Annotated in this window: 13 protein-coding genes; all 13 read right to left on the bottom strand. The window is 67.9% G+C overall.

Translation table 11 applies throughout. The features are described from left to right. Positions 1–319: 319 nt before the first annotated feature. Complete coding sequence (locus tag RI841_RS10995) at positions 320–1,108, bottom strand: glucose 1-dehydrogenase (protein ID WP_310705644.1); 789 nt, start codon at positions 1,106–1,108, stop codon at positions 320–322. 85 nt (positions 1,109–1,193) lie between these two features. Continuing rightward, positions 1,194–1,382, bottom strand: coding sequence for a hypothetical protein (locus RI841_RS10990; RefSeq protein WP_310705643.1), 189 nt, complete (start codon positions 1,380–1,382; stop codon positions 1,194–1,196). Positions 1,383–1,697: 315 nt separating this feature from the next. After that, positions 1,698–2,642 carry a FoF1 ATP synthase subunit gamma gene (locus RI841_RS10985; RefSeq protein WP_310705642.1) on the bottom strand — a complete coding sequence of 315 codons (945 nt, stop codon included), beginning with the start codon at positions 2,640–2,642 and terminating at the stop codon, positions 1,698–1,700. Then, entirely contained in the window at positions 2,626–4,158 is a 1,533-nt protein-coding gene (locus tag RI841_RS10980) for a F0F1 ATP synthase subunit alpha (RefSeq protein ID WP_310705640.1), read from the bottom strand. The genes RI841_RS10985 and RI841_RS10980 overlap by 17 nt, the downstream gene beginning before the upstream one ends. After that, positions 4,148–4,918 carry a hypothetical protein gene (locus tag RI841_RS10975; RefSeq protein WP_310705639.1) on the bottom strand — a complete coding sequence of 257 codons (771 nt, stop codon included), beginning with the start codon at positions 4,916–4,918 and terminating at the stop codon, positions 4,148–4,150. Before RI841_RS10975 ends, RI841_RS10980 begins: the two co-directional genes overlap by 11 nt. Positions 4,919–4,921: 3 nt before the next feature. Beyond that, complete coding sequence (locus RI841_RS10970; RefSeq protein ID WP_310705638.1) at positions 4,922–5,209, bottom strand: F0F1 ATP synthase subunit C; 288 nt, start codon at positions 5,207–5,209, stop codon at positions 4,922–4,924. Beyond that, positions 5,206–5,901 (bottom strand): F0F1 ATP synthase subunit A, encoded by a 696-nt coding sequence (locus RI841_RS10965; RefSeq protein ID WP_310705637.1) that lies wholly within the window; start codon positions 5,899–5,901, stop codon positions 5,206–5,208. Before RI841_RS10965 ends, RI841_RS10970 begins: the two co-directional genes overlap by 4 nt. Continuing rightward, entirely contained in the window at positions 5,892–6,197 is a 306-nt protein-coding gene (locus tag RI841_RS10960) for an ATP synthase subunit I (protein ID WP_310705636.1), read from the bottom strand. The genes RI841_RS10965 and RI841_RS10960 overlap by 10 nt, the downstream gene beginning before the upstream one ends. Further along, entirely contained in the window at positions 6,184–6,492 is a 309-nt protein-coding gene (locus tag RI841_RS10955; RefSeq protein WP_310705635.1) for an AtpZ/AtpI family protein, read from the bottom strand. Before RI841_RS10955 ends, RI841_RS10960 begins: the two co-directional genes overlap by 14 nt. Continuing rightward, on the bottom strand, positions 6,489–6,902 hold the full coding sequence (locus RI841_RS10950) for a F0F1 ATP synthase subunit epsilon (protein ID WP_310705634.1): 414 nt from the start codon (positions 6,900–6,902) through the stop codon (positions 6,489–6,491). The genes RI841_RS10955 and RI841_RS10950 overlap by 4 nt, the downstream gene beginning before the upstream one ends. Continuing rightward, a complete protein-coding gene (atpD, locus tag RI841_RS10945; protein WP_310705633.1) occupies positions 6,899–8,293 on the bottom strand; it encodes a F0F1 ATP synthase subunit beta in 1,395 nt (464 codons plus the stop codon). Before atpD ends, RI841_RS10950 begins: the two co-directional genes overlap by 4 nt. A gap of 9 nt (positions 8,294–8,302) precedes the next feature. Next, positions 8,303–9,214, bottom strand: a complete 912-nt coding sequence (gene arcC / locus RI841_RS10940; RefSeq protein WP_310705632.1) for a carbamate kinase — start codon at positions 9,212–9,214, stop codon at positions 8,303–8,305. 88 nt (positions 9,215–9,302) lie between these two features. Further along, a partial coding sequence (locus RI841_RS10935) for an arginine deiminase family protein (protein WP_310705631.1) occupies positions 9,303–9,730 on the bottom strand: 428 nt, incomplete at its 5' end.

Raw genomic sequence — 9,730 nt, 5'->3', positions numbered from 1 at the left:
TCTTCGACCCCCAGACCGCCGGGGGGCTGCTGGCCGGGGTCCCCGCCGAGCGTACCGAAGCATGCCTCTCGGCCCTGCACGCCCTGGGCTACCGGCAGGCCGCGATCATCGGTCGCGTCGAGACAGCCGACGCGGCGCTGGCGCCCATCCACCTGACGGGCTGATGAGTGAGCCGCCTGTCAGCCGCGCCTCATCCGACTCGGGGTGATGCCATACGAAAGGCGGCGAGCCCGAAGGCCCGACGCGTGTGTCAGGCTGGTTCCCCTGCTGAACTCGTCGGTTGGAAGATGCCGCGCAGCCCTCCTGCCCCCGGTCAGGCTCACTTTGCGGTGTAACCCCCGTCGATCAGCAGCTCGCTTCCGGTCACGAACTTCGACTCGTCGGAGGCGAGATAGACCACCCCGTGCGCGATGTCATCGGGGTCGCCCACATGGCCCAGGGGATGCAGGCTATCGAGGTGGCGACGAAATGCCTCGACACCCTCCTCGGATTCCTTGGCAATCCCCTCCACCAGCGGCGTCCAGATGAAGCCGGGATGCACGGAGTTGACCCGGATCTTGTCCTTGGCATAGAAGAGCGCATCGTTCTTGCTCATCACCCGAACGGCGCCCTTGGAGGCGTGATAGGGCGGCAGGTCAGCTGCACCCACGATGCCATAGATGGAAGAGAGATTGATGATGCTGCCCTGGCCGGCCTTCTGCATGTAGGGAACCGCATGCTTCGTGCAATAGAAGACGCCGTTGACGTTGACCGCCATGAGTTCGTTCCACTCTTCGGCGGTCACTTCGTGGGTCGGCTTGTTGACGCCGGAGATACCGGCATTGTTGACCAGCACGTCGAGACTGCCGAACGCCTGCACCGTCTCCTTGAAGACGCTCTTGACCTGCGTTTCGCTGGAGGTATCGAGATGCCAGTAACGTGCCGTTCCCTGGCTGTTCTCGATCTCCTCGACCAGGGCTTGCCCCGCATCATCGTCGATATCCGTGACCGCCACGCTGGCGCCGGCCTCGGCCAGGCGCAGGGAGATGGCTCTGCCGATACCATGTACCCCACCCGTCACCAGGGCCACCTTGCCTTCCAGGCGTTTACCGGCGGTTGCATCACTCATTGACCTCTCCTCGCTGTCGTTCGATTACCGTTTGGCCGGGCCTGTTGGTAGTGCTCGACCACTGACCAGGTGAATCGTGCGGTGCTCACTCCTCGCGCTGTTCGTACTCTTCCGCAGCGCGAATGGCTTCTGCTTCGGTGTCATGCTCCGAGACCGCGATCTCGTTCTCGGGATCCGTCTCGTCGATGACATGCCAACCAATGACCGGCAGGTTCTGGTCCTCGGCTTCGCGGATCGGCTCGACTCGAGCTTGCTTGGGACCGGATTTCGGCATACTACCTCCTCTCGCTGAGTGCGATGGCGACGTATCCACCGCCACGACGTGTCATGGCCAGATGGCAATGGGCGATATCTCGATGCATCGGCGCAATCCACTAGAAGCATAGAAGGCTAGCCTCGAATAGTGAAAGCGCTCCACATGACCACATTCCTCCTGACTCGCCCTCACTCCGGCAGGTCGGGCACCGCCCTGTTGTAGGCAGAACTCACCGCCCGGGCATACTTGGCCATCCCCCCCCCAGGGGTGTGGCGCGGTTCGGGTTGCCGCTAGGCGACGCGGCGCCTGCACGCCTTCCCTGGGCCCGGTCCCTCAGGTCCGGCGGGGAGTGTTGGAAGGAGAGGGGCGAGTCGTCTTGTGAGGAGAGCTACGGGAAGGCTTGCGCAGCGCCTCGAAGCCGATGATGACGTCCAGCAGCTCGGTGGTGATGTTGTCCTGGCGCACTGATCGCAGCTGGCCCTTCACCTCGTCCAGGCGATCGTCCACCGACTGTTCGGCCTGCTGCATCAGGGCCAGCCGCGCGGCATTCTCGGTGACCATGGCCTCCGCCGAGGCCCGGAAGACGCTGGCGAAGATATGGCTGCGCAACAGGGCGGCAAACAGCTCGGCGCTGGGCATCGAGTAGTCGGGCAGGGAGCGGGATTGCCATGGCCGGCCGGCGAGCTCCGACAGGAACGCCTGCCCCAGGGGCAGCAGCGGCATCAGCACCGGCTCGTGCTGCCCGCGTCCGGCGCGCTGGGTGAAGGCCAGCGTGACCTTCCGGTGGTGAGGCTCGCCGCCGCCGATGTCGTCCAGCCGGGTGACGATGCTGCCCGCCAGGCGCCCGATGCCATCCGCCGAGGCCGGCGGCAGCAGCACGCTCTCGGGGCTGAGGCCCTGCCCCGCCAGGGCGTCATTCATCTGGGCGCCGACACAGAGCACCCGAAGGGCGGCGCGTCCGGCCGTGGTCGGCACGAGTTCCGCCTGTACCTTCTCGGCGAGCAGTTCGTTGTAGTTGCCGCACAGGCCATGGTCGGAGCCGAATACCACCACGACGCTGTCGGCCGACTCCGCGGCCGGCATGGCGATGGGGCCGGTTCTGGCAACGAAGGCCTGGAGTCCGCTGCGCACCGTCCGGTGATAGGCCTCGATGGAGCGGGCGGCACGGTCGTAGGGCACGGCATTGATGGCCGAGATCGTCTTCATGGTGTGCACGATCCCGCGGATGCTGGTCAGCGTATCAAAGCGGCGGGAGAGGGCTTCAAGCGTCTGCGTCACGGCCGCCCTCCGCCTTTTCCAGGGCCGTCCGCGCCACCGAGAGGATGGCGGCGCGATCCTCCTCGTCCAGGGGCTCGTTGCGGGCGATGCGCGTGGCGACCCCCGTCAGGGCGTCCCCCACCGATGCCCGGATGGTATCCATGGCGGCCACTACCTCGGTCTCCGACAGCCCATCGAACATGCCCTCCATCGCCGCCAGCAGGACCAGCAGTTGCTCCACGGCCGGTACCGGGTCCCGCTCGGGCTGGCGCAATGCCGCCCGAACCGCCGCGCCACGGCTCAGGCGAGCCCGGGTGGCATCATCCAGCCGGGTGCCGAAGCGGGCAAAGTCCTCCAGCTCCTCGAACTGGGAGAGGGTGACGCGCAGGTTGCCGGCGACGTCCCGGAAGGCGCGGTGCTGGGCCTTGCCGCCCACCCGCGACACCGACACCCCGAGGTCCACGGCCGGGAACTGGTTCTTGCGCACCAGCCGCGGCGACAGATAGATCTGGCCGTCGGTGATCGAGATGAGGTTGGTCGGGATATAGGCCGACAGGTTTTCCGCCTGGGTCTCCACCACGGGCAGGGCGGTGATGGAACCGCCCCCGGCGTCCTCGGTGAACTGGCCGGCCCGCTCGAGCAGCCTGGCATGCACGTAGAAGATGTCGCCGGGGAACGCCTCGCGCCCGGGCGGTCGCCGCAGCAGCAGCGAGAGCTCCCGATAGGAGCGGGCGTGGTGGGTGAGGTCATCGAAGACGACCAGCACGTCCCGGGCCTGGTCGGCGAAGAATTCCGCCATCGTCATCGCCGCATAGGGCGCGATATAGGCCAGGCCCGGCGCGTCCTCGTCGCCGGCGACGACCACGATCGTCTTCGCCAGCTGCCCGCTCGCCCGGAGCGCCTCGATGACCCTGGCCACCGCATCCCCGCGCTGGCCGATGGCGCAATAGATGCTCAGGACCTCAGAGCGTGACTGATTGAGGATGGTATCCACCGCGATGGAGGTCTTGCCGGTCTGGCGGTCACCGATGATCAGCTCACGCTGCCCCAGGCCGACCGGTACCGCGGCATCGACCGCCTTGAGACCTGTCGCCAGGGGGCGGCTCACGGCCGCGCGACTGAGGATGTCCGGGGCCCGGGCCTCCACCGGCCGTTCGGCCACGGCGGTCACCCTGCCCTTGCCGTCCCGGGGCTGGCCGGTGGCGTCGACCACCCGGCCGACCAGGCCCGGTCCCACCGGGACACTGATCACCTTGTGGGTGCGCCAGACATCCTCACCGGCCCTCACTCGCTCCGAGGGGCCCAGCAACACGACCCCCAGCCGGTCAGGCTCGAGGTCCAGCACCACGCCGCGAACCCCCGAGGCAAACACCAGCAGCTCATCCGCCAGGGCCCGACCGAGCCCCGAGACCACGGCGATCCCGTCGCCCACCGTGGCGACCCTCCCCACCTCGGCCAGCACCGGGGAGGGGGCGGGGCTGTCCAGCAGGACGTCGATGAAGTCCTGCACGTCGGGCCGGTGCGACTCATCCGCCATGCGCGTTCACCCTGCCCGACTCGCCACTGGCCAGGCGCTCCTCCAGCAGCTCGACCAGCTCGTCGGTGTAGCTGTCGACCGTCCAGGCGAGCTGGAGGCTGCCGATGCGCAGGACCAGGCCGGGGGACTGGCTGTCATCGGTGGTGAAGCGCAGGGGAAGGCCGGGTACCCGGGCCTGCAGGGCGGCCTCGACCTCATGGCGGGCCCCCGCTGGCAACGGGACATGGGTGGTAGCCACCGCTTCTTCGGCGTTGTCGGCCGCAGAAGCCAACTCGTCCGACAGCGGGTCCAGCTTGCCGATCACATGCAGGGCGATGTGCTCCTCCAGGCGCTCGTCGGCCAGGTCGTACAGCGCCCGGCCGGCCAGTTGGTAGAGCGTTTCGGCGCTCGCCTTGTAGAGCTCCGACGTGAAGCGCTCCCGTTCGCGGGCCAGGTACGCCAGGGTATCCTGGCGCTCCTGCTCCAGTTTCTCACGGGCCTCGTCCAGCAGGGCGTCCCGCTGCTGCTTCGCCTGCTCGCGCACACGCTCCGCCAAGGCGTCCTGGTCGGCCTGCAGCTTCTGCTGCCGTGCCACGAAGTCCGCCTCGGCGGCGGCCGCCTTCTCCTTGGCGCGCGTGGCCTCGCTCATCCGGGCGGCGATCTCGGCCTCGCGGGAATCGATGCCCTTGAGGATCGGCTTGTAGAGGAAGCGCTTGAGCAGCCAGACCAGCACCAGGAAGTTGGCGATCTGGGCGAGGACCGTGACCCAGTCGATCGACATGGCTCAGCCTGCCGCCGGTTGGGTGGCTTGCAGGAAGGCGTCCATGAACGGGTTGGCGAACAGCACGATCATCGCCACCACGAAGCAGTAGATCGCCGTGGACTCGATCATGGCCAGGCTCACGAACAGGGTGCGCGACAGGGTGGAGGCCGAGTCCGGCTGCTGGGCGATGGCGGTCAGGGCGGCGGCCGCGGCGCGGCCCTCCCCCAGCGCCGGGCCCAGCGCACCGAAAGCCATTGTCAGTCCCGCGGTGAAGATGGAAATGGCCGCAATAAGGGCTGCATCAGTCATCGGTCTTGCTCCTTGTTGTCCGGCTTGCTGACGACGGCCGTGGCCGACGAGATATAGACGGTCGCCAGGATGGCGAAGATGTAGGCCTGAATCAGGCCGGTCAGCAGGCCCAGCACGTCCATCACCACGGGAAAGAAGAACGGCGCCACGCCGAGCAGGATGCCGGCGATGACCGCCCCGCTCATCACGTTGCCGTAGAGGCGGATGGCCAGCGAGATCCCCCGGGAGAACTCGCTGATGATGTTGAAGGGCAGCATGACGATGGAGGGCTGGATATAGGTCTTCAGGTAGCCGCCGATGCCCTGGCGGCTGATGCCGAACAGCGGCACGGCGATCAACACCGACAGGGCCAGGGCCGCCGTGGTCGACAGCGAGGAGGTGGGCGGCGTGAAGCCCGGCACGACCAGCAGCAGGTTGGACAGCGCGATGAACAGGAACAGCGTCCCCGAGAAGTAGAGGACGTGGCGCGACGACTGCGGCGAGATGTCCTCCACCTGCCGCTGGATCCCGGTAACGATCACCTCCAGGGTCGTTCGCCAGCGATTCGGCGGCACGTCCGGGCGCAGCTTCCGGGTCACGAGCATCGAGGCAACGGTCAGCATGGCCATGACGATCCAGGTATTGACCACGGTCTCGTTGATGCCGAGGCCCCAGAGGGTGAAGACCGTCGTCTCGTCGGGTGTCAGTTGCATCCGGCCTCCTTCACCCGGGGTAGCCGGGCCATCAGGGTAGCGATGGAGCGCACCAGGAAGAAGGCGAGCACATAGCCCACGAAAGCCCCGCCCAGGGTGCCCCCGTCGGTCACCCACCAGCCGGCCGCCAGCAGCAGCCCGATCCGCACCACGGCGCTGGGCAACAGGACGGCGACGGGCCGAGTCAGGCGCAGTGCCAGGCGGACGCTCAGCGCCAGGCCCAGGAAGTACAGGATACTGACAGCGACACCGGCGCCGAAGCCGGTAATCACGGCGTGCCAGTCAATCGTCATCATGCTCGCTCCCCTTGTCGTTGGCTTCCTTGCTGACCCAGGCCCAGGCAATGAAGCTGCCCAGCGCCACGCCCCCCAGGATCAGGGCAAGGGTCCACTGAAACGCCTGCGGCATGTGGCGGTCGAGCCACAGCCCGAGAAAGGCGCCGCCCACGGTGGGCACCGCGATCGACCAGCCGATCATGCCGAAGACCCCGAGCCCCCGCAGCGGGCTGCTGCCCGGGTCGTGCCGCGCTCTCTCCCGGCGCCGGGCGCGACGGCCGATGTCCTCCACCGGAGACTTCCGCTTCCGGGTCATGGCGTCCTGGGCCGCTGCAGGTCGGCAAACCGCCGCACGATGCCCGCCTCCAGGCGAGACAGGGCGGAGCGGGCCACGCGCTCGTCTTCATCCACCTCGACGAAGCTCTCCTGCACGGTCTCCCTCAGCGAGGCCAGGTCGCGACCCTGGACGCCCCGCCGGATGGCGATGTCCACGTCATGGCCCTTCTTCACCAGGATCCCCTCGTCGATGCCGAAGATCCGTTCCTCGCCGTCCGCCAGGGTCAGGATCAGCACGGAGGGCACCAGCGCGGTGACGAAGTCGATATGGTTCGGCAGCATCCCGAAGGCCCCGTTTTCCGCCTCCGCAAACAGCCGGGTCGCCGGGCCCTCGTACAGGGTCCAGGTCGGCAGCCGCAGGGTCACCTGCATCTCGGCTGACAGGCTCATGTCTCCCCCTCCAGGTCGGAGAGGGCCCCGATCATGTAGTAGTCGCCCTCGTCATGCTCGAAACGCGTCTGGTTCAGGAGGGTGTCGCATCCCTCGAGGGTATCGTCAATGGACACGCGCTTGCCCTCGGTCCCGGTGAACGAGCTCGTGGTGAAGAAGGGCTGGGTCAGGAAGCGCTCCAGCCGGCGGGCGCGGGCGACGGTGGCCCGGTCGGCGGCCGAGAGCTCCTCGATGCCCAGCATGGCGATGATGTCCCGCAGCTCCTCGTACTCGGCCAGGGTGCGGCGCACCGCTCGGGCGATGTCGTAATGACGCTGCCCCACCACCGAGGGTGTGAGCATGACCGAGGAGGAGGCCAGGGGATCGATGGCCGGATACAGGCCCTCGCTGGCCCGCTTGCGTGACAGCACGACCGAGCCCGACAGGTGGGAGAAGATATGGGCGGCGGCGGGGTCGGTGAAGTCGTCGGCCGGCACGTAGACGGCCTGGACCGAGGTGATGGCGGCCTTGCGGGTGGAGGTGATGCGCTCCTCCAGCTCCGCCAGCTCGGTGGCCAGCGTCGGCTGGTAGCCGACCCGCGAGGGCATGCGGCCCATCAGCCCGGAGACCTCGGAGCCGGCCTGCACGAAGCGGAAGATGTTGTCGATCAGCAACAGCACGTCCCGCTGCTGATCGTCGCGGAAATACTCCGCCATGGTCAGGGCGGTCTTGCCCACCAGGAATCGCACCCCGGGCACCTCGTTCATCTGGCCGAACAGCATCACGGTGTTGTCGCGCACGCCAGCCTCGCCCATCTCGCGATAGAGCTCTTCCGCCTCTCGGGAGCGCTCACCGATGCCGCAGAAAAGGCTCACGCCCTTGTGCTGCTGCACGGTGTTGTTGATCAGCTCGGTGATCAGCACGGTCTTGCCGACGCCGGCCCCCCCGAACAGGCCGGTCTTGCCGCCCCGCTCGATGGGCGACAGCAGGTCGATGGCCTTGATGCCGGTCTCCAGGATCCTGCTGCGCACGACCCGATCCTCGAGCCGCGGCGATGGCTGGTGGATGGAGCGCCGATCCTCGCTCGCCGGGGCAGGCTTGCGGTCGATCGGCATGCCGAACACGTTGAGCATGCGGCCCAGCACGGCGTCGCCGACCGGCACGCTGATCGGCGCGCCAGTGGCCCGCACCGGCATGCCGAGCCCCAGTCCCCTGACCGGCCCCAGCGCAATGCAGCGCACCACCCCATCGTCCGCCAGGCCGGCCACCTCCAGGCCAATCTTCCCGGCGTAGAGCAGTTCCCGGATGCCGGGGACCTGCCCGGCAAACCTGACGTCCACGACGCCACCGCGAATGGCGACGATGGAACCGCTGGCCTCCTCGGCCTCCAACTGGGCTTCATGCTGCGTCATCAGCGCATCCTATGCGTCGGCCGACACCCGCGTGCCCGCCTTTCCCTCCAGTATGGCAAGGGCATCGACCAGTCGGCCGATGCCGCTGATGCCCCCATTCTCCGCAAAGTCACAGGCGGCCGCCAGCTTGGGCCCCATGGAGCCGGCCGGCAGAGCCATCTCCCGGGCCCCGGCCACCGTCAGGGCGTGGACCGGGGACGCGGCATCGGTGCCGTAATCCCGGTACACCCCGTCGACATCGGTCAGCAGCAGCAGGGCGTCGGCGCCCAGCTGGCGAGCCAGCATCGCGCTGGCAGCGTCCTTGTCGATCACCGCCTCCACACCGATCATGCTGCCGTCCTCCCGGCGCAGGACCGGGATCCCGCCGCCCCCCGTGCAGACCACCACCACGTCCTGGGCGAGCAGCAGCTGCAACACTCGCAGGTCCGGGATCTCCAGCGGTGTCGGCGAGGGCACGACCCGTCGCCACTTGTCGCCGTCGCGTGCGATCTGCCAGCCGGCCGCCGCCGCGCGACGCTCGGCCTCGTCCCGCTCGTAGACCGGCCCGACGAACTTGGTGGGATGAGCGAAGGCCGGGTCCTCGGGATCCACCACCACCTGGGTCAGCAGGGTCGCCACCGGGCGATCATGGTCGAGTGCGTTCTCCAGCTCCTGTTCGATCATGTAGCCGATCATGCCCTCGGTCTCGGCGCCCAGCACGTCCAGCGGATAGGCCTCGTCCGGCCGATAGGCCGCGCCCTGCAGCGCCAGCAGGCCCACCTGGGGACCGTTGCCATGGGTGATCACCAGTTGGTGACCAGCGCGCACGATGTCGGCCAGCGCGTGGACCGCCACCTGCACGTTACCGCGTTGCGCCGCGGCCGTCAGCGGCTCCCCGCGTTTCAAGAGGGCATTGCCGCCCAGTGCCGCCACCACCAGCATGTCAGCCTCCCAGGGTCGCGACGAGAATCGCCTTGATGGTACGCCGCCGATTCTCGAGATTGAATGCCATGCGACGTCCCCTTCCCTCTCAGACAGGATCACGACGTGTCGGGCAGCTCATGCAGCGCCCGCCGCCACGGCCACGGCCCAGCTCGGCACCGGGAATGACCAGCACCTCGATACCCGCCGCCTCCAGCGCCGCATTGGTGTCATCGTTACGGTCATAGCCCACGACGACACCGGGGCTCAACGCCAGCACGTTGTTGCCATCGTTCCATTGTTCGCGCTCCCGTTCTTCCGGGCTGTCGCCGCCGGTGGGCACCACTTCAAGCGAGCGATATCCCAGGACATCCGCGACCAGGTCGAACAGGTGGCGTGGGTCCCGCCGGAACGCCAGGGTCCTGTCGCCCTCGCCGGGACGCAGGTCGTAGCAGACCACCGCATCGGCGACCTCCTTGAAGGCGGTCACCACGTTGCCGCCACAGAACGTGAACACGGTATCGAGGTGCATGGCGG

It is taken from the genome of Halomonas sp. (assembly GCF_031581305.1).
Lineage (GTDB): Bacteria > Pseudomonadota > Gammaproteobacteria > Pseudomonadales > Halomonadaceae > Halomonas.
The sequence above is the reverse complement of the archived record's forward strand: the minus strand, read 5'-3'. Positions and strand labels throughout refer to the sequence as shown.

What these genes read in the sequence shown, in the direction of transcription:
- RI841_RS10995 (WP_310705644.1), bottom strand. Translation starts at nt 1,108, where the DNA reads ATGAGTGATGCAACCGCCGGTAAACGCCTGGAAGGCAAGGTGGCCCTG.
- RI841_RS10990 (WP_310705643.1), bottom strand. Translation starts at nt 1,382, where the DNA reads ATGCCGAAATCCGGTCCCAAGCAAGCTCGAGTCGAGCCGATCCGCGAA.
- RI841_RS10980 (WP_310705640.1), bottom strand. Translation starts at nt 4,158, where the DNA reads ATGGCGGATGAGTCGCACCGGCCCGACGTGCAGGACTTCATCGACGTC.
- RI841_RS10975 (WP_310705639.1), bottom strand. Translation starts at nt 4,918, where the DNA reads ATGTCGATCGACTGGGTCACGGTCCTCGCCCAGATCGCCAACTTCCTG.
- RI841_RS10970 (WP_310705638.1), bottom strand. Translation starts at nt 5,209, where the DNA reads ATGACTGATGCAGCCCTTATTGCGGCCATTTCCATCTTCACCGCGGGA.
- RI841_RS10965 (WP_310705637.1), bottom strand. Translation starts at nt 5,901, where the DNA reads ATGCAACTGACACCCGACGAGACGACGGTCTTCACCCTCTGGGGCCTC.
- RI841_RS10960 (WP_310705636.1), bottom strand. Translation starts at nt 6,197, where the DNA reads ATGATGACGATTGACTGGCACGCCGTGATTACCGGCTTCGGCGCCGGT.
- RI841_RS10955 (WP_310705635.1), bottom strand. Translation starts at nt 6,492, where the DNA reads ATGACCCGGAAGCGGAAGTCTCCGGTGGAGGACATCGGCCGTCGCGCC.
- RI841_RS10950 (WP_310705634.1), bottom strand. Translation starts at nt 6,902, where the DNA reads ATGAGCCTGTCAGCCGAGATGCAGGTGACCCTGCGGCTGCCGACCTGG.
- atpD (WP_310705633.1), bottom strand. Translation starts at nt 8,293, where the DNA reads ATGACGCAGCATGAAGCCCAGTTGGAGGCCGAGGAGGCCAGCGGTTCC.
- arcC (WP_310705632.1), bottom strand. Translation starts at nt 9,214, where the DNA reads ATGCTGGTGGTGGCGGCACTGGGCGGCAATGCCCTCTTGAAACGCGGG.